Origin of the sequence: Mesorhizobium sp. WSM3862 (genome assembly GCF_002294985.1) — a bacterium.
GTDB lineage: Bacteria > Pseudomonadota > Alphaproteobacteria > Rhizobiales > Rhizobiaceae > Mesorhizobium.
This window is the reverse complement of record NZ_NSGE01000001.1, coordinates 590,041-607,223: the sequence shown is the minus strand read 5'-3', so window position 1 is coordinate 607,223 and position 17,183 is coordinate 590,041. Positions and strand designations below refer to the sequence as shown.

Annotated in this window: 19 protein-coding genes and 1 tRNA gene; 8 read left to right on the top strand and 12 right to left on the bottom strand. The window is 60.6% G+C overall.

All coding sequences use genetic code 11. From position 1 onward, the window contains the following. Positions 1-192: 192 nt before the first annotated feature. Positions 193-333 (bottom strand): DUF1127 domain-containing protein, encoded by a 141-nt coding sequence (locus CK224_RS03070; RefSeq protein WP_067000031.1) that lies wholly within the window; start codon positions 331-333, stop codon positions 193-195. A 51-nt stretch (positions 334-384) separates the two neighbouring features. Then, the gene (locus CK224_RS03065) at positions 385-525 is read right to left on the bottom strand and encodes a DUF1127 domain-containing protein (protein WP_006335194.1); all 141 of its coding nucleotides are present in this window, start codon (positions 523-525) and stop codon (positions 385-387) included. Positions 526-759: 234 nt separating this feature from the next. Between CK224_RS03065 and CK224_RS03060 the strand changes: the two genes are divergently transcribed. Further along, entirely contained in the window at positions 760-1,875 is a 1,116-nt protein-coding gene (locus tag CK224_RS03060; RefSeq protein ID WP_095780730.1) for a DUF2157 domain-containing protein, read from the top strand. Next, positions 1,872-2,453, top strand: a complete 582-nt coding sequence (locus CK224_RS03055) for a GDYXXLXY domain-containing protein (protein ID WP_095778412.1) — start codon at positions 1,872-1,874, stop codon at positions 2,451-2,453. Before CK224_RS03060 ends, CK224_RS03055 begins: the two co-directional genes overlap by 4 nt. 284 nt (positions 2,454-2,737) lie before the next feature. Here the strand turns inward: CK224_RS03055 and CK224_RS03045 are convergent, their stop codons facing one another. Together CK224_RS03045 and CK224_RS03040 are read right to left on the bottom strand one after the other, a co-directional pair. After that, a complete protein-coding gene (locus CK224_RS03045; protein ID WP_095780728.1) occupies positions 2,738-3,262 on the bottom strand; it encodes a hypothetical protein in 525 nt (174 codons plus the stop codon). Between the two features lie 339 nt (positions 3,263-3,601). Next, positions 3,602-3,686, bottom strand: a tRNA-Leu gene (locus CK224_RS03040). A 342-nt stretch (positions 3,687-4,028) separates the two neighbouring features. On the opposite strand from CK224_RS03040, the gene tig reads away from it, so the two are divergent. The 4 genes from tig to CK224_RS03020 all read left to right on the top strand — a co-directional run bounded on the left by tig (position 4,029) and on the right by CK224_RS03020 (position 8,192). Then, positions 4,029-5,513 carry a trigger factor gene (tig, locus tag CK224_RS03035; RefSeq protein ID WP_095780727.1) on the top strand — a complete coding sequence of 495 codons (1,485 nt, stop codon included), beginning with the start codon at positions 4,029-4,031 and terminating at the stop codon, positions 5,511-5,513. A 196-nt stretch (positions 5,514-5,709) separates the two neighbouring features. After that, positions 5,710-6,216: a hypothetical protein gene (locus CK224_RS03030; protein ID WP_095780726.1), complete on the top strand. Its 507-nt coding sequence runs from the start codon at positions 5,710-5,712 to the stop codon at positions 6,214-6,216. A gap of 289 nt (positions 6,217-6,505) precedes the next feature. After that, a complete protein-coding gene (locus CK224_RS03025; RefSeq protein WP_067000047.1) occupies positions 6,506-6,886 on the top strand; it encodes a cytochrome c family protein in 381 nt (126 codons plus the stop codon). A 484-nt stretch (positions 6,887-7,370) separates the two neighbouring features. After that, complete coding sequence (locus CK224_RS03020) at positions 7,371-8,192, top strand: DUF2189 domain-containing protein (protein ID WP_095780725.1); 822 nt, start codon at positions 7,371-7,373, stop codon at positions 8,190-8,192. 33 nt (positions 8,193-8,225) lie between these two features. On the opposite strand, the gene CK224_RS03015 is transcribed toward CK224_RS03020, so the two are convergent. The 8 genes from CK224_RS03015 to CK224_RS30555 form a co-directional block, all read right to left on the bottom strand. After that, the gene (locus CK224_RS03015; protein WP_095780724.1) at positions 8,226-8,699 is read right to left on the bottom strand and encodes an aminoacyl-tRNA deacylase; all 474 of its coding nucleotides are present in this window, start codon (positions 8,697-8,699) and stop codon (positions 8,226-8,228) included. Positions 8,700-8,810: 111 nt separating this feature from the next. Continuing rightward, positions 8,811-9,203: a cytochrome C oxidase subunit IV family protein gene (locus tag CK224_RS03010; protein WP_082980618.1), complete on the bottom strand. Its 393-nt coding sequence runs from the start codon at positions 9,201-9,203 to the stop codon at positions 8,811-8,813. A gap of 26 nt (positions 9,204-9,229) precedes the next feature. Then, entirely contained in the window at positions 9,230-9,949 is a 720-nt protein-coding gene (locus CK224_RS03005; RefSeq protein ID WP_067000053.1) for a heme-copper oxidase subunit III family protein, read from the bottom strand. Between the two features lie 10 nt (positions 9,950-9,959). After that, positions 9,960-10,664, bottom strand: coding sequence for a cytochrome c oxidase subunit 3 (locus CK224_RS03000; RefSeq protein WP_095780723.1), 705 nt, complete (start codon positions 10,662-10,664; stop codon positions 9,960-9,962). Next, the gene (locus CK224_RS02995) at positions 10,661-12,430 is read right to left on the bottom strand and encodes a cbb3-type cytochrome c oxidase subunit I (RefSeq protein ID WP_095779206.1); all 1,770 of its coding nucleotides are present in this window, start codon (positions 12,428-12,430) and stop codon (positions 10,661-10,663) included. The genes CK224_RS03000 and CK224_RS02995 overlap by 4 nt, the downstream gene beginning before the upstream one ends. 16 nt (positions 12,431-12,446) lie before the next feature. Then, the gene (locus CK224_RS02990) at positions 12,447-13,331 is read right to left on the bottom strand and encodes a cytochrome c oxidase subunit II (RefSeq protein WP_067000063.1); all 885 of its coding nucleotides are present in this window, start codon (positions 13,329-13,331) and stop codon (positions 12,447-12,449) included. Positions 13,332-13,572: 241 nt separating this feature from the next. Beyond that, positions 13,573-13,818: a hypothetical protein gene (locus CK224_RS02985; protein WP_095780722.1), complete on the bottom strand. Its 246-nt coding sequence runs from the start codon at positions 13,816-13,818 to the stop codon at positions 13,573-13,575. A gap of 93 nt (positions 13,819-13,911) precedes the next feature. Then, complete coding sequence (locus tag CK224_RS30555) at positions 13,912-14,214, bottom strand: hypothetical protein (protein WP_127214219.1); 303 nt, start codon at positions 14,212-14,214, stop codon at positions 13,912-13,914. A 204-nt stretch (positions 14,215-14,418) separates the two neighbouring features. Here CK224_RS30555 and CK224_RS02980 point away from each other — a divergent pair, with 204 nt between their 5' ends. Together CK224_RS02980 and CK224_RS02975 are read left to right on the top strand one after the other, a co-directional pair. Next, positions 14,419-15,576 (top strand): AraC family transcriptional regulator, encoded by a 1,158-nt coding sequence (locus tag CK224_RS02980; protein ID WP_245299691.1) that lies wholly within the window; start codon positions 14,419-14,421, stop codon positions 15,574-15,576. A 647-nt stretch (positions 15,577-16,223) separates the two neighbouring features. Beyond that, positions 16,224-16,838: a DNA ligase gene (locus tag CK224_RS02975; RefSeq protein WP_067000069.1), complete on the top strand. Its 615-nt coding sequence runs from the start codon at positions 16,224-16,226 to the stop codon at positions 16,836-16,838. The last annotated feature ends 345 nt before the right edge of the window (positions 16,839-17,183 follow it).

Below are 17,183 nucleotides of genomic sequence, written 5' to 3'. Positions count from 1 at the left end.
ATTGCCGGGGAGGAGGTCGGCTTTGACGAAATTCCTTCCGCCAATTGAAGGGGCGGACCCTTTCGGAGAACAACGCCCGCCGGGGGAGGAGGTCCGGCGGGCGCCGTTTCGGTGGTCAACCTTCGGGAGGAGGTAAAGGCTGACCGTATCCGTCAGGGTCGGGGAGGAGGTCGACCCTGGCGAGATTCTTTGTCAAACCGCCTTGCGGGCGATCATCTTGATCTCGTCGCGAACGATGCCGAGATCATTGAGCTGGCGGTTCGAAAGCCGACCCAGCTCAGAAACCGTCTCGCGATAAACGCGCCAGTTACGGTAGCTGCGGATCAGGTTCATTGTCTTGCTCTTCTCAAAAACTGGTTCGGACCATTCGCGGTCCGAAGCGGATTAGACCGCCTTGCGAGCGACGTAGTGAATGTCGCTGCGGCTGATGCCGAGGTCGGTCAGTTCACGGTTCGACAGGCGGCTCAGCTCGGAAACGGTGTCCCGGTAGCGGCGCCAGTTGCGGTAGTTGCGGATCAGGTTCATGGTAGTGCTCGTTTCGTCTTTGGTTCGGATCATTCCGTTTGTGTACGAACGGAAAATAGGCGGGGTCATATCGGTTTAAAAGTGCCATTGGTGCATGGCAGCAATGCAAATTGTGCAATGCAACATTAACGGCGATTCACGCTTGCGCCATAAGCAAGACCGAATCGGAAAATGCCGTCGCGTCAACAATTTGCGGCGCGCGGTTGTAAAATGGCCAAAGCTCGGGGGGAACGGATGGCGGGCTATGCGACGAAGGTGAGGGCCGATATCGCCCGCTGGCGGGCGGCGGGCCTGATCGACGCGCCGACGGCGGACGCATTAACGCGTGACGTTGCCGCCAACGATCGCGCCTCGCTGAGCTTCGGCTCTATCCTGGCGATGATGGCGGCGTTACTGTTCGGTGCCGCGATCCTGATCTTCGTCGCCGCCAACTGGGAAGCCATTCCGCGCCTGGCGCGCGTGACGGCGCTGTTTGCTGTCATCCTCGGCGGTTATGTCGCTGGCGCCGTTCTGAAGACACGCGACCATGCGGCGATCGGTGAGGCGCTATGGATCATCGCCGCCGCGGCCTTTGGCGGGTCAATCGCGCTGATCGGTCAGATGTATCATCTGTCGGGCGACGAGGCTTCGGCATTGCTGACGTGGTGCGCCGGCACGGCGCTGGCGGCGGTCGCATTGCGCTCGAACCCGCTCACCGTCGCCTCCGTCGGCATCGCCGATGCCTGGCTGTTCCTTAAATGGGGAGGATTTTTCCGCCGTGCCGAGTTCCCGCATCTCTTCGCCGCTATCGTGCTGGTGCTGTTCGCCATCTCATTCTGGACACGCAGCCAGGCGGCGCGGCACGTCATCATCCTTTCGATCGTATTCTATCTCCTGCTGCTGGCGATCGACCACAACACGCTCCAGGTCGCGATTCCGCTCGTGCTCGTCTCGATGCTGCTGTTCGCGGCAGCGATCTTTGTCGCCGAACCCGTCGACAGCGTCGTGCAACTCGGCGGCAGGCTGCCATTGCATGCGCTCATCGGCTTTCTTGCCGGCCTCGCAATGGTCCAGTTCGAACTGGCCGATGAGGCGAGCTACAACAGCGGCTTTGCCATTGCCTCGGCAGCCGCGCTTGCCGGCATCGTCGCGGCGATCATGCTCGGCGGCCGTGAAAGCAGAGGCTTGCGCTGGGTGGCGTATGCCGGCTTTGCCTTCGAGCTCGCCATTATCTATGTGGTGATGTTGCAGTCGATGCTCGACACGGCGGGCTTCTTCCTGTCCGCGGCCGTGCTGCTGGGAATACTGGCGCTGGTCATCATCCGCGTTGAAAAACGAATGAAGACGCCCGCCGGAGGAGCAGCGGCATGAGCGGCAAAAGACTGATCATCGCGGCGCTGGTGACGGCGCTTGTCCAAATCGGCTTGCTGGGCTGGATCATCGCCGGACGCGCGGCGATCCTGCGCAACGGCAAGGAGGTCCTGCTCAAGGTTGAGCCCGTTGACCCGCGCGATCTTCTGCGCGGCGATTATATCTCGCTTGGCTATGACATCTCGCGCATCCCGGTGAAGCTTATCGCCAACATTCCGCCGGGCAAGTTCACCAGCAACGACTCCGAGATCGTCGTCAGGTTGAAGAAGGCTGTGGACGGCTACTGGCAGCCGAGCGCGGCATGGTTCGATCAGGCGCCGGCGCCTGCCGCTTCCGATGAGGCCGACATTGTCGGGCATGTAGCGGATGGCTGGGATCTGCGCTCACCCGAGATGACGATCACGCCGGAATACGGGATCGAGCGTTTCTACCTGCCGGAGGGCAAGGGGATGGCGATCCAGAACGACATGCGCGTGCGGCCGTTCGGCGTCAAGCTGGCGCTCTCCGCCGATGGCAAGGCGCAGATCAAGGCGCTCATGGACGGCGACAAGACGCTGTTCGAGGAGCCTCTTTATTAGTGTGTTCGGGCCTGGGCGTCAGCGCGACGGTCCGGGTTAACGACGGTCCTGGTTATGGCCGGACATCGCCCGTCTCGGCGATGATTTTGGGATAGGGACCGATCGATATCGTATAGCTGAAGTCCGCTACGCCTTTCTCCTGCTTGTGTGTCGAGGGGCTGCGCACAATCCAGTCGTAGATGCCTGAGACGTTGCAGCGATCGTTGGCGCAGCTGACCGCAATGCTGTCATTGCGGACGTTGTATCCGCGTTCAGGCCATCGCTGGTAATAGCTCCTCTTGTCCTCAATGATCGAACTTAGGTTCGTCAACTTGCCGTGATAGTCGACCGTGGGAGCGTAGGACGCCGAGCCTAAGCAAGAGCGAAATCGTTGTTATCGCCATGATGCTCGATGAGATCCCTGACGAAGGCGACCGCAACGCTTTCCGGCTGTTGCCTGGCGTCGGGCGCAGGAGTTCGCTGGCCGACAGGTACCGTATGTCATGCTTGTCATAGCTCGAAGCCAATTCCATCAGCTTGGGATCCGCTCCCATCTCGACCACATAGGATATGATTGCGGCCGTGCCGAACTGGAAACGGGCCTCCGCGTCTTCATTTGATCTCCCGTCGGCCGGTTTGAGGGACGGCCGATGAACGCCGATGGAACCTGGTTCGGCAACGCGGTGGACGCCGCCCAGGAAGGCCAGTGAGCAGGCTGAAGCGCACTGCAATTGGCGAAGCTGAAAAGTATCCAACCCCGCCGCGCGGATCAGCCGCCCCAAGCGAATCGCACTGCCGACGTTGCCGCCGCGGGAGTTGAATACGATCATCCTGGCCCTGCTGCTCGCAACCGCGTTGCTGAAGGCGTTCAGGGGACTCCAAGGCCTCAACGTGACATGTCGCTGCCGCGACAGCCGACCCAACCGCCAGAACCAGAGAAACTACGCGCACAACCTGACAGAGCCCCAACCTGCCTGTTGCTGCGACTAAGAACCTGTCGACAGGCTATTTCAAGGGCATTGGACACGAAAAAGCGGGTTGTCTGCTCGAGCCTTTGCGTGCGCCGCCAGGAGTTGATGGCTCCGATCCTTCCTTGCAAAGGTTCGGAGGACACCCTTCGCTCTGACGACCATAGGGTGGCCTACCACCAGAAGCTCGCAGGCGAAGGGTGGTGCGGATGAAGGGACTCGAACCCCCACGCCTTTCGGCACTGGAACCTAAATCCAGGGCGTCTACCAATTCCGCCACATCCGCGTTCCCCGGCAATCCCATGTAGCCATCATTCTGTCAATGTCGGGGTCCAAGTCACCGTCATTCTCGTAATCGCGAAGATGGTTGAAAATTAGCCTAGCCTGTGACAAAAGGCGTGTCGAATGTGACGGGACGCGACTATCCGCTTCTGCCGAATGCAAGAAGAAGTAGGAAAAACAAAGACTTCTTCACATTTTGGAAGCGCAGTTCAGGAGAGTTTGAGCCGCATTGGCGGTCAAATCACCAGGTTCCGTACCAAAGCCATTTCCGGCAAGATTATACCGGCAGGCTGTGAACGGCTAAGGACCGTTTGGCAGCCTCGTTGGTGAAAACAAAGGTTTTAGGATGCAGGTCACCGAAACGCTCAACTCCGGTCTCAAGCGCGAGATCAAGATCACCGTGCCGGCCGGTGACATGGAAGCCAAGCTGATGGCGCGGCTGAACGACGCCCGCGGCAAGGTGCGGATCAACGGTTTCCGCCCGGGCAAGGTGCCGGTGCAGCACCTGCGCAAGATGTACGGCAAGTCGTTCATGGCCGAGGTGGTCAACGAGATCCTCAACGACTCGACCCGCTCGATCATCTCGGGCCGCGGCGAAAAGGCCGCCATGCAGCCTGAAGTCATCATGACCGAGGACGAGAAGGAGGCGGAGAAGATCCTGGCCGGCGGCGCCGACTTCGAGTTCCGCCTCAATTACGAGGTCATCCCGGCCATCGAGGTCAAGGATTTCTCCGACATCAAGGTGACGCGTCAGGTTTACGACGTGCCGGAATCGGAAGTCGACGACCAGGTGAAGCGGGTCGCTGAATCGGCTCGCAGCTACGAGCCCAAGGAGGGCAAGGCCGCCGAAGGCGATCGCGTGAGCATCGATTATGTCGGCAAGATCGGCGGCGATGCGTTCGCCGGCGGCGCCGGCACCGACCAGCCGCTGGTCCTGGGCTCGAAAGAGTTCATCCCGGGCTTCGAGGACCAACTGGTCGGCACCAAGGCGGGCGATGAGAAGCAGGTCACCGTGACCTTCCCGGAGAACTACCAGGCAGCGCATCTGGCCGGCAAGGAAGCCACCTTCGACGTCACCGTCAAGGAAGTGGCCAAGCCCGGCGCGCTCGAGATCAATGACGAGACGGCCAAGAACCTTGGCCTGGAATCGCTGGAGCGCCTGCGCGAGATCGTGCGCGGCCAGATCGAGAACCAGTTCGGTTCCATGACCCGCCAGAAGGTGAAGCGCCAGCTGCTCGACCAGCTCGATGCCGCCTATTCCTTCGAGGCACCGTCGAAGCTCGTCGAGGCCGAGTTCAACAACATCTGGGCGCAGGTCAACCGCGACCTCGAAGCCGCCGGCCGTACCTTTGCCGACGAAGAAACGACGGAGGAAGAGGCGCGCGCCGAATATATGCGCCTGGCCGAACGTCGCGTGCGTCTCGGCTTGGTTCTTGCCGAGATCGGCGAGAAGGCCGGGGTCACCGTGTCGGACGATGAACTGCAGCGCGGCCTGTTCGAGCAGGTTCGCCGCTTCCCGGCCAACCAGCAGCAGGAAGCTTTCGAGTTCTACCGCAGCAACCCCGAGGCGATTAATTCGCTCCGCGCGCCGATGTTCGAGGAAAAGGTCGTCGACTATTTGCTGGGCCAGATTTCGGTCGAGGACGTGAAGGTCAGCAAGGAAGAGCTGATGGCGGACGACGAGGAGGCCGAGAGCGCCAGCAAGGCGAAGCCGGCGAAGAAGGCTTCCTCCAAGAAAGCCGAGGCCAAGGCCGGCGAAGCAGCCGGTGAGGCGGAAGAGCCCAAGAAGAAGGCCGCGCCGAAGAAGAAGGCCGCCAAGGACGCCGAGTAAAACCGGCGATAAGCTGATTTCGAAAGGCCGCCCACGAGGCGGCCTTTTTCGTTCATGTTCTCTGTTGTTGCTGCGGGGCAACACCACCCGCTTCAGATGAATGCACGCTGCTGGCGATACCGAACATTGATGATTATCTGCTCGATATCACATTGCGCAGGGTCGTTTGGAGGCGTCGGTGGGTGTGGCATTCACGATGAGGGGCGTGGTCGTTACCGCGGCGCTCTTGCTTGCCGCGGCCGGTGTGGCAGAGGCCGGACCCGATCTCGGCAACTGGCGCGTCGACGCCGGCAACGACGGCCAGGTCACTGCGTCGCTATACGCCACCAACAAGCTGATCACCGGCGGCGGCGCGCTGGGCTACAGTCCGGTGCTGACGCTGGCCTGTCGACCGGACGGCGAACCGCGTTGGAGCGAATGGCTGCAACTCAACGATTCAGTCTCCGCCAGCCGCAAGATCACCATGTCGGTCATGGTTGATGGCGGCGGCAAGTTCGATGAAAGCTGGTCTGTCGGCCCACGCGGTAAAATGCTGGTCAGGGACGGAGCCGATGGCATCAAGCGGCTGGTTTCGGCGAGCCGGCTGTTGCTGTCATGGCGCTTCGGCCTGCTGTCGGGACGCGGCGAGGCCGATTTCGAACTCGCCGGACTGTCCGAGGCGATCGGACAGATGGCTGCAAGCTGCAATACCGATCCGCCGTGACTCTCAGCACACGGCCTAAAACGCGTCGCGAGGAGCCGGACTCAGGCGACGCGCTTTAGGTCCGTGTTTTGATGCATGTCGTTCTGCCAGAACCGCTGCGGAGCTTGGGCGACGTGCACCTTTGCACAAATTGCCGTTTCTACCCATTGGCTTGATACTGTGGTATGTAGATGCCGCAATTCCATTGGTGGGACCACGGATGTTCCGCTGTACCGTGCAGGCCGCCCCAGCGCAGCTGGCGTGGTGCGGATCGTCCGGCGCAGATGACGATCGATCAGGGAGGAATGCCATGCGCGCAATCGCACTTTTCATCGCCTCGGCGGCCACGATCTTCATTGCAAGCCCTTCGCGGGCGCAGGATGCAGCCGCAGGCGAGAAGGTCTTCACCAAGTGCAAGGTCTGCCACATTGCAGACCAGGACCAGAACAAGGTCGGCCCGTCTCTGCACGGCGTCATCGGGCGCACGGCGGGCACGCATCCCGGTTTCACCTTTTCCCCGGCTATGATCGAGGCCGGAAAATCCGGCATCAAATGGGATGAGCCCACGCTGACGAAGTATCTTCAAGACCCCAGGGGCATGATCAAAGGGACGAAGATGGTGTTTCCCGGCCTCAAGAACGATCAGGACGTAGCCAACGTCATTGCTTACCTGAAACAGTTTTCGAAGTAAGCGGGCCCTTCCAGGCCCGTCGGTGGCGCCGGCTCGCTCCGACCGAGGGCGGCCGGCATGACGCTGCTGGAATGCCGCCGCCGGCCCTGTCATGCAGGCAGCGCAAAGAATCCCAGCACCAACAGAATGGCTATGCCGAGGCCGAGTATGAGAAGCGTTCGCGTGTCCATGACGTTCGCCTTCGACCAGGCGCATGACCCGGAAAACAGGGAAAGGATCACGGGCCAATCAAAGTGATCCAGCCTCCTTGCGCGTCCCGGAGGGCGCTGCGTTGTAGCTGTATAAGAATACCGCAAAAAAACCTCTGGAACCAGCGTGCAGCTCTGGCCGGCCACCGCACCCTCGTTCCAATGAAAAGAGACAAACCGGGCGCAATGGAGTATGTTGGCTGCCGGTGCAGGTCGCGGTTTTGCGTGGCCAACCATGCAGAGCGGTAGCACCGCGAATCCGCGACCTTGCCGGACCCTGGTCTGGAGGAATGGTCATGGCAAGCTTTCACGTCATTGCAGGCGCTAGCGAAACGCTCGAGCATACCAGAGTGAGAAAGATCGGCCTTTCCGATCTTTTCGACGCGCTCAGGCGCGGTGTCGACGATTTCATGGTGAAACCCTCGCATATCGTGTTTCTGTGCATGATCTATCCGCTCGTCGGCGTGGTGCTTGCTACCTGGACATCGGGAGCGAACGCGCTGCCACTGCTGTTTCCGCTGGTGTCCGGTTTTGCGCTGATCGGCCCATTCGCGGCGATCGGTCTTTACGAGATCAGCCGCAGACGGGAAGCCGGGCTCGATGCATCCTGGCGCCATGCCTTCGAGGTCAGGAACTCCCCGGCGCTGCCGGCCATCGCCGCGGTCGGGATCATGCTGTTCGCGATCTTCATCGCCTGGCTTTTGACCGCCAAAATCTTCTACGAGCAGCTGTTCGGTCCCGCGCCCCCGGCATCGCTGTCCAGTTTCATCGCTGACATATTCGCCACCGGGCGCGGTTGGACCCTGATCGTGCTGGGTCACGCCATCGGATTCGTCTTCGCCGTGGTCGTGTTGTGCACCACCGTGGTGGCTTTTCCGCTGCTGCTTGATCGCGATGTCGGCGCCTACGAAGCCATTCACACTTCCGTACGCGTAGTGCTGGCGAACCCCATCGTAATGGCCGTCTGGGGACTGATCGTCGCCGTTGGGCTGATCGTCGGCTCACTGCCGGTGTTCGCAGGGCTGGCGGTTGTGCTGCCAGTCCTCGGCCATGCCACCTGGCACGTGTATCGCAAGGTCGTGGAAGCGCCGGCCGCCCCAAGACCGGCGAACTCGTAGACCTGTCGAGCACGGGCGGGAGTGCCGGTGCTCTCACAGGGCCGGGTGGCTGAAGCGTGCCCGACGCGCGCCTGTGGTCAGGTCGCGGAAATCCTTGCCGCTGACATGCACAAGGGTCTTGTGGTCGCCGCCCTCGAAATAGATCTCGGCGGCATCGCCGAGGCTTTCGTCCAAAATGACCGGCACGTCATAGGCCGCGCCGATCGGCGGCACGGCGCCGATATCGCAATCATCGAAGAGCGAGACCACCTCTTCCTCGGAAGCGAGCCCGAGGCGCTTGTCCATGACGTCCTGGAGCTTGGCGAGTTCGATCCTGTGGGTGCTTGGGACCACGGCCAGCGCATAGCCGAGCTCGTGGTGAACGACCACGGACTTGGCCATCATGCTGCCGGGCACGTGGGCGGCAATGGCGGCCTGCCTGCTGGTTGCAGTCCGATGATGCGCGACGGTGTCGTACGGGATTCCCTTGCCGTCTATGAAATTCCTCAGTCTGTTCGCTATCGTCATTTTCCGCGTCCTTTGCTTGAGTTCACGACGCATATCAAAACCAAACCGCCGGTTGTTTCGAGGCACCGGCCATTTCGGGCTGATTAGGCTGCGGTTTATCCAAACCGCGCGTCAGGGGCCGGGCCCGAAAAACGCGATACGGGTCAGCAGCGTATAGTCGGCCTCGAAGACCATCATCGCCACGAAGACCAGCACCAATATCGGCGGCAAGATGATCGCATACATCATCGCCAACCGTTCCCAGGCCATGTGCATGAAGACGGCCACGATCAGTCCTGCCTTGAGCATCATGAAGATCAGGATCAGCGACCATCTGAGATAGCCGTGCAGGCCGAAATAGTCGACCATATAGGAGCAGGCGCTGAGTATGAACAGCCACACCCAGACCACCAGATAGAGCTTGATCGGGTGTTCCTGGTGCGTGTCCGATTTGCCGGCGGTCGCCGCATCGTGGGTGGAGTGCAGCGCCTGTTGTCCGAGACCGTTTGCGGTTGCTTCAGCCATTTCGTCCTCTCAGCAAAGCCTGCCTCTCACCAAAGATAGAAGAAGGCGAAGATGAACACCCAGACCAGGTCGACGAAGTGCCAGTAGAGTCCCATGATCTCGACATTCTCGTAGTGGCCCCGGCGACTGGTGAAAAACCCTGGACGCCCGATGTCGTAATCGCCGCGCCAGACTTTTCGCGCCACGATGATCAGGAAGATGACCCCGATCGTGACGTGCGTGCCGTGGAAGCCGGTGATCATGAAAAAGCATGAGCCGAATTGCGCGGCTCCCCAGGGATTGCCCCAGGGCCGCACTCCTTCGGTGATGAGCTTGGTCCATTCGAAGGCCTGCATGCCGACGAAGGTTGCGCCGAGCGCGGCGGTCAAAAGCATCAGGATCGCGGTTTTGCGGCGATCGCGGCGGTAGCCGAAATTGACCGCCATGGCCATGGTGCCGCTGCTGGAGATCAGCACGAAGGTCATGATGGCGATCAGGATCAGCGGGACCTCCGACCCGCCGATGTGCAGCGCGAAGACCTTGCTTGGGTTGGGCCACGGCACGCGCGTCGACATGCGGGCGGTCATGTAGGAGAGCAGGAAGCAGCCGAAGATGAAGGTGTCGCTGAGCAGGAAGATCCACATCATGGCCTTGCCCCAGGACACGTTCTTGAACGCGCGCTGATCCGAGGCCCAGTCGGCGGCAATCCCGCGCCAGCCCTGGGGGCGATCCAACTGGCTGCTATCCGTCAGTGTCGTCTCGGCCATCGCCAGTCTCCTAGGTCAGCAGCCGTTGGCAAATGCTCACGAATGTCGCCGCCCAGCCGGCCAGAACGGCGAAGATGCCGAGCCAGACGAAAAGCAGGAAATGCCAGTACATCGCGCAGAGCTCGATCCCGAGGCGAAGCCGTTGCGGCCGGGCGCCCGTCCGGGCGCCGATGCTCGTCCTGCCAAGGCCGACCAGCCCGCCTAGTATGTGCAGGCCGTGCATGGCGGTGATCAGATAGAAGAAGCTGTTGGCCGGGTTGGAGTCCAGCAGGTAGCCGTCATCGGTCAGCTGCCGCCACGCGATCAGTTGGCCGATCAGGAAGGCGAGGGCGGTCAGCCCGGCCGTCGCAAGACCGAGCCTGACCATGTCCGTCTGGCCTCTGCGCGCCGCGATCACGGCGCATTGCAGCGCGACGCTGCTCAGCACCAGCACGCCGGTGTTCAGCCAGAGCAGGCGCGGCAGCGGCAGAGGCCGCCAGTCCGGCAGACCCATGCGCATGAAATAGGCGCTGGTGAACAGCGAAAACAGACAGCCGACGACCGCGAGGAAGACACCGAGGCCGATCTTGGCGGTGGGCAGGGCCGATCGCTCGAGGCCGACGAAATCCCCGGCCAAGCCTTGCTCGAGCCACGGCTTCGCGGTCAGCCGCTGGTGCGAAAGCCACCATCCGGCAAAGCCGGCGATCACCAGCAGGAAGACCAGGATGACGCTCATGCCGGCTCCCTCGATGGGATGAAGGAGCCCGGCACGTTCTGCGGGATGAAATCCTCCTTCGCGCCCGGCACGCTATAGTCATAGGCCCAACGATAGACGATCGGCAGTTCCTTGCCGAAATTGCCGTGCGCCGGCGGCGTCTGCGGCGTCTGCCACTCGAGCGTCGTTGCCCGCCACGGATTGCCGCCGGCGTCACGGCCGTGACGAATGCTCCAGATCAGGTTGAACAGGAACACCATCTGGGCGAAGCCGACCAAGAAGGCCATGATGCTGATGAACGAATTCAGATGATGGGCCGACTCCGTCATGATCGTCATGTCTGTCAGTTCGGCGTAGCGGCGCGGTACACCAATCAGGCCGATATAGTGCATGGGGAAGAAGATCAGGTAGGCGCCGAGGAAGGTGACCCAGAAGTGAAACTGGCCGAGCGCCTCGTCCAGCATCCGTCCGGTGACCTTCGGATACCAGTGATAGATCGCGCCGAAGATCACCAGGATCGGGGCGACACCCATCACCATGTGGAAATGGGCAACGACGAACATCGTGTCCGACAGGGGAACGTCGACGACGACATTGCCGAGGAACAGCCCCGTCAAACCGCCATTGACGAAGGTGACGATGAAGGCGAGCGCGAAAAGCATTGGTATCGAGAGATGGATGTCGCCGCGCCACAGGGTCAGCACCCAGTTATAGACCTTGATGGCGGTCGGAACGGCTATGATCAACGTCGTCGTGGCGAAGAAGAAGCCGAAATAGGGGTGCATGCCGCTGACATACATGTGGTGCGCCCAGACCACGAAGCTCAGCGCGCCGATGGCGATGATCGCCCAGACCATCATTCGGTAGCCGAAGATGTTCTTGCGCGCGTGCGTGCTGATGAGGTCGGACACGATGCCGAAGGCCGGCAGGGCCACGATGTAGACTTCCGGATGGCCGAAGAACCAGAACAGATGCTGAAACAGGATCGGGCTGCCGCCACTGTGCTGCAACTGTTGGCCCATCTCGACGATCGCCGGCATGAAGAAGGAGGTGCCGAGCGCGCGGTCGAGCAGCATCATCACACAAGCAACGAACAGCGCCGGGAAGGCGAGCAGAGCCATGACGGTGGCGGTGAAGATGCCCCATACGGTGAGCGGCAGGCGCATCAAGGTCATACCCCGCGTGCGGCCCTGCAGCACCGTCACAACATAGTTCAAGCCACCCATGGTGAAGCCGATGATGAACAGGATGAGCGAAGAGAGCATCAGGATGATGCCCCAGTCCTGGCCACCGGGCGTGCCGGTCATGATCGCCTGCGGCGGGTAGAGCGTCCAGCCGGCGCCGGTCGGTCCGCCGGGCGCAAAGAAGCTTGCGACGAGAACGAGCACCGCCAACAGGTAGACCCAGTAGCTCAGCATGTTGACATAGGGGAAGACCATGTCGCGGGCGCCAACCATCAGCGGGATGAGATAGTTGCCGAAGCCGCCGAGGAAGAGTGCGGTGAGCAGGTAGATCACCATGATCATGCCGTGCATGGTGATGAACTGGTAGTAGGCCTCCGGAGTAATGAAATCGAACGTGCCGGGGAAGCCGAGCTGCAGGCGCATCAGCCAGGACAGGAACAGCGCTACAAAGCCGATCGCCGTTGCCGTTGCCGAATACTGGATCGCTATGACCTTGGCGTCCTGCGAGAAGACGTATTTCGTCCACCAACTGTGCGGATGGTACAGTTCCATTTCCCCGACTTCGGCGGGGGGAACGGCATCTGCGGGTGTGACGTCGACCATGGGAGCACCTCCCTGTTCAGCGGGCCTCGACAGTTTCGACTTTTGCCCCGACGTCCAAAGCGGACGCCATTGTCTTTCCTGGCAGCGGGTTCGCCGAGCCCGTTTGCTGAGGCGCCGACAGTTGCGCAAAAGTCTGCTGCTGCCCGAGCCAGGTCAGGTAATCCTGCTCGGTGTCGACCATCACCATGCCATGCATCAGCGGATGTCCCTGGCCGCAGAGCTCGGCGCACAGGACCTGGAAGGTTCCGGTCCTTGTTGGAGTGAACCAGAAATAGGTGACCGATCCCGGGATCATGTCCATCTTGGCGCGGAATTCCGGGATGTAGAAATCATGCAGCACGTCGATCGAACGCAGCAGCATCTTGACCGGTTTGCCGACCGGCAAGTGCAGGTCCGCCGCCTCGACCACGACGTCGTCCTGGCCGTTGGGATCCTTTGGGGCGATGCCTAGCGGGTTCTCAGCGGCTACTTCACGGGTGTCCGAAGTGCCGAGCTTGCCGTCCTTGCCCGGCAGGCGATAGCTCCACTGCCATTGCTGAGCAACGACCTCGATTTCGGTCGCATCGCTCGGCACGTTGACGAAGCGGCTCCAGACGAACAGGCCGGGAACGAGCAAGGCGGTGACGCCGATCGCAGTGACGATCGTCAGCCACCATTCGAGACGCTTGTTCTCCGGTTCGTATACCGCGCGATTGCCTTCGCGATGGCGAAAGCGGAACACGCAATACGCCATGAAGAGCACAACGGCGGCAAAAACGACGCCGGTGATCCAGAAGCTGATGATGATGGTGTGGTCGATATAGTCCCAGTTCGAGGCAATCGGCGTCCACCACCATGGGCTCAGGAAGTGGAACAACACCGAGCCCACGACGATCAAAACGAGTACAAGCGCGATGGCCATGTCCCGTCCTCCGGTATTTCATGGGAGCGCGAAGCATCCAACGCCAATACCAAGCCGCATCATGCTCGATTTCCGGTTGAAATTCCAGAGCCGACTAGCTGATGTGCAAAACGTTGCTGCGCGCCCGGACCTTTTGGGGCGGGGGGCCTTGGCGCAGCGGGCCCTTCGTCGAAGCATTGCCCTTACGGACGATGTGCAGAGGGCTGAATGGCCGGCTTGATGCCGCTGGCGGGTAGATCAACTAGTTCATTTTAGGCGTGCGGACGGCTGCCCTGGCCTTTTGCCGGCGAGATTTGACCGCCTCCAGCAGTTCGCGTTCGTTGGTGTGAGCATTTCGAAAGATGGCCACAACCAATACCGCTAGAATTTCGGCGTCCGGGTCCAAAGGATCGAGCTGTTCATCTGCGCAGACCTGATTGAACACGCGTTCGCAAACGGCCAGATCGAGAGGGCTAAGGCAGGTGCGATTGAAACGCCGACGCAGCATTTGAGCGAACCTTTCAGCGCCCGCCGCCCGTACTTTGCGGCGGGGCCTTGTCACCGAGGCTTGAAAAGATGTTGTCCCCAGCTTCTAGTAACGTTACTCCATGCTCGGCGATTGTGTTGTCAATAATCCCAAAATCTGTGCGCAGTCCCGAGATCTATATTGGCCGACTCGCATGAGCTGGTAATAGTCTTGCCGTTTGTTGTCGGGTATACGAAAGCCGCGTCGAAAGTCAGCCGCCTCTTTCGGGGCGCGAGTGCAGCCAAGTTTGCTGGCGCTGACTTTCAAACTCGCCAGTGAGCATCCGAGCTTTGCCGCAATGTCTTTCAATGGCTCGTTGTTGACATATCCATCAAGAATTATCTTGCGGCGAGCTTCTCCTTTGACTTTTTCATTCATTACCTGGTCTCCTCAACGTCGCTTTCACGATGTCGGAATCTATAGGCGCCGGTCTGAAGTGTGTCGTTAGCCTCGTATCCAGAAACTTATCTCGGGATGCATTTCTTATTGTAACCCAGCGTGATCGACGATGCGGTCCACAGGCTTGCCAGATCCCGGGATACACCACATGATTGCGGGGGCATGGGCATACCGGAATCGGATATGGCACCACGCGCGATGGACGCTAAGGAGCAAGACGAGGCGCATACCGGGCCTGTACCGGAGCGTGAGCGACGGCGTTGGCCTCGCGACGTTCAACCCGACAACGAGGCGGCTCGGCCAATCGCGCCGGCACTGGAACCGCTGTCCTTTTCAACACTCGAACTGGCAGCAGAGGATCAATTCCCCGCTTGGCAAGCGCATGTGGCACCGCTTGTCGAGGTCAGGCTGCCGGATGACAAATCGCTGGACGACGGCTTCCCCGCAGCGCACAAGGCTTGGAATCTCGGCGGCATGCTGATCGTCGAACAGCGGACGCCGGCGCACAGTTATATCCGTTCCGCCGCAAAGCTTCGGTCCAGCTCGATCGATCATTGGTATGTCGTCTTGCCACATACCGGCCGGTCGTGGACGGAGGTCAATCGCCGTGTCGCGGAGGGCCAGCCGGGCAAACTTGAGATCAGGTCGCTAGGTTACCCGTTTCGCGGGAGGATGACCGAATCCGAAAGTCTCGTTCTATATTTGCCGCGTGATTTGTTCGCCGACGCGGCGGCAACCCTCGACGCAAACAACAATTCAATTCTTTCCGGCAATTTTGCAAACCTTTTGATCGACTATGTCGACGGCATCGTAACAAGACTGCGCAGCCTCACCGCTGACGACCTGCCTCGCATCGTACACGCAACCCGCAGCATGATCATTGCGTGCCTAGCGCCGCCGGCCGAACATGCGGCTGCGGCCGAACAACTGGCGAGTGTCGCGCTGATGGAGCGGGCCCGTCGATACGTCCAGAACAACCTGGAAGCGGCTCATCTGACGCCGGATTCAATGTGCCGGGCGCTCGGTGTTTCGCGATCTCGTCTCTACCAGCTGTTCGAACCGAGCGGTGGGGTGCTCCATTACATTCAAAGTCGCCGACTTCTAGCGGCCCATGTTGCGCTCAGCGATCCGGCGGACAGCCGGCGCATCGTTCAAATTGCGGAGGCCTTCGGGTTCAGTTCAGCGGCAAATTTCAGCCGGGCGTTCAGCAAGGAGTTCGGTTACAGCCCCCGCGAAGGGCGCAGGACGACGGTGTTGCCGCGCCCCGCCCACTCTGTTTCGCTTGGCGAGCACGAGAAGACCTCCTCGTTTGAAGGATGGCTCAAGGCGCTTGGAAGCTGATCATAGCATCCGCGGCGGACGTTTCATCAGTATGCCCGGAGTGATACTGGATCCGGCGACAATCCTTGCCGGGCAAGCGATCCTTGGCTGGCGGTACCCCATTGGGCAAAATCCCTGGCGAGAGATGCCGTGCCGATCGAGATATGTACGCCCGGATAAGTATCTGGATGCGCAGCTAACGACAGCGCGGCCTTATTCGTAGATGTTCGCTGTGACTTAGCGGGGGGCTCGGCACAGGCGGCAGGTTTCCAAGTTGGGGGGAATATCGCACCGCCTGTGCCGACCGCGCCGCCGCAAACCGTCAAAGGCGTAAGTGAGTTAGCGTGCCAAGGCCGAGGCGGCCGGTTGGTGTTCATGCCGCCGCAAAATAGCTTAGTGGGGGCTCGATGGCTTAGTGGGGGCTCGGCACAGGCGGCAGATGTCCAAGTTGGGGAAATCGGATCGCCTGTGCCGCTCGCGCTACCGCTATCCGTCGAAGGTGTGGCGTAGTTGAGTAAGCGTGCCAATGGCCGGGGGGCGGCTGGCCGGTGTTCATTCCGTCGCAGAATGGCTTAGTGGGGGCAAGGCACAGGCGGCAGGTGTCCAAATGGATACCAGATCGCCTGTGCCGCTCGCGCCACCGCTATCCGGCAAAGATGGTGGCGTAGTTGAGTCAGCGTGACAAGGTCGACGACGAACGGCTGGAGTTCATTCCGCCGCAGATACCAACTCTTGTCGAGCGGCCGCCCGAAGATGAAGGGTGGGTCCACGAGGCCAAATTCGACGGCTACCGCACGCAAATCATCATTGATAAGAACGGCGCGCGTCTTTACAACAAGAACGGACGCGACTGGACGACTAAATACTGGCCCATCGCGCTAGCTGTCGACCTGCCATGCCGGGCTGCCATTCTCGACGGCGAGGTGATTGTCTCAGGCGAGCGGGGCTCGCCCGGTTCTCCTGATCTGGAAGCTGCGATCTGGAACGAGCCGAGCCGGCTGGTGTTCGTCGCTTTCGACATCCTCCATCTCGACGGTCGCAATCTTATCCCCTTACCCCTGCTGCAACGCAAGCAAGCGCTGTGGCGACTGGTTGAGCCTGGCCTCGGCAAGATCCAATACAGCGAGCATTTTGAGGGCGACGCGCTCGCGATCTTTCGCGCCACCGAGAAAACCGAGCTCGACGGCGTCATCTCGAAACGCGCCGATAGCCCCTACCAGAGCGGACCGTCGAAAACGTGGCTGAAAACCAGATTTTTGAGAAAGCCGATTTCGAAACACTAGGTCTGTGATCGATCCCAGGCCGCGAACTCCGCTCTGTCCTGTGGGTCGCAATATTTCGAATCAGGCCTGGCGCGACGCCGATTATCTGTCGATCCGCGATTTATTAACAATGAATGAACCTCCATCGTGGAATAACCTGCCGCCAATCACAGCGGAGCAGCCATTGCAATTACAGCGCATGCCGCGCTTGTTGAAATAGCGAGTTGAAAGTTTGCCAAGCTTGTTACTTATGCTATTTCTAAACTGGGGGACGCTAATTTTCACCGCCTACGGAGGTGGCTTTTGCGTTCAGAGGCATCAGGCGTCGGCACGCAGAATGAGGAGTCTTCCTCAAGCGATGATTCA

Bases quoted from the DNA above. Each gene is read 5' to 3' on its own strand.
- CK224_RS03070 (WP_067000031.1), bottom strand. From the start codon at position 333: ATGAACCTGATCCGCAGCTACCGTAACTGGCGCGTTTATCGCGAGACG.
- CK224_RS03065 (WP_006335194.1), bottom strand. From the start codon at position 525: ATGAACCTGATCCGCAACTACCGCAACTGGCGCCGCTACCGGGACACC.
- CK224_RS03060 (WP_095780730.1), top strand. From the start codon at position 760: ATGGCGGGCTATGCGACGAAGGTGAGGGCCGATATCGCCCGCTGGCGG.
- CK224_RS03055 (WP_095778412.1), top strand. From the start codon at position 1,872: ATGAGCGGCAAAAGACTGATCATCGCGGCGCTGGTGACGGCGCTTGTC.
- CK224_RS03045 (WP_095780728.1), bottom strand. From the start codon at position 3,262: ATGATCGTATTCAACTCCCGCGGCGGCAACGTCGGCAGTGCGATTCGC.
- tig (WP_095780727.1), top strand. From the start codon at position 4,029: ATGCAGGTCACCGAAACGCTCAACTCCGGTCTCAAGCGCGAGATCAAG.
- CK224_RS03030 (WP_095780726.1), top strand. From the start codon at position 5,710: ATGAGGGGCGTGGTCGTTACCGCGGCGCTCTTGCTTGCCGCGGCCGGT.
- CK224_RS03025 (WP_067000047.1), top strand. From the start codon at position 6,506: ATGCGCGCAATCGCACTTTTCATCGCCTCGGCGGCCACGATCTTCATT.
- CK224_RS03020 (WP_095780725.1), top strand. From the start codon at position 7,371: ATGGCAAGCTTTCACGTCATTGCAGGCGCTAGCGAAACGCTCGAGCAT.
- CK224_RS03015 (WP_095780724.1), bottom strand. From the start codon at position 8,699: ATGACGATAGCGAACAGACTGAGGAATTTCATAGACGGCAAGGGAATC.
- CK224_RS03010 (WP_082980618.1), bottom strand. From the start codon at position 9,203: ATGGCTGAAGCAACCGCAAACGGTCTCGGACAACAGGCGCTGCACTCC.
- CK224_RS03005 (WP_067000053.1), bottom strand. From the start codon at position 9,949: ATGGCCGAGACGACACTGACGGATAGCAGCCAGTTGGATCGCCCCCAG.
- CK224_RS03000 (WP_095780723.1), bottom strand. From the start codon at position 10,664: ATGAGCGTCATCCTGGTCTTCCTGCTGGTGATCGCCGGCTTTGCCGGA.
- CK224_RS02995 (WP_095779206.1), bottom strand. From the start codon at position 12,430: ATGGTCGACGTCACACCCGCAGATGCCGTTCCCCCCGCCGAAGTCGGG.
- CK224_RS02990 (WP_067000063.1), bottom strand. From the start codon at position 13,331: ATGGCCATCGCGCTTGTACTCGTTTTGATCGTCGTGGGCTCGGTGTTG.
- CK224_RS02985 (WP_095780722.1), bottom strand. From the start codon at position 13,818: ATGCTGCGTCGGCGTTTCAATCGCACCTGCCTTAGCCCTCTCGATCTG.
- CK224_RS30555 (WP_127214219.1), bottom strand. From the start codon at position 14,214: ATGAATGAAAAAGTCAAAGGAGAAGCTCGCCGCAAGATAATTCTTGAT.
- CK224_RS02980 (WP_245299691.1), top strand. From the start codon at position 14,419: ATGGCACCACGCGCGATGGACGCTAAGGAGCAAGACGAGGCGCATACC.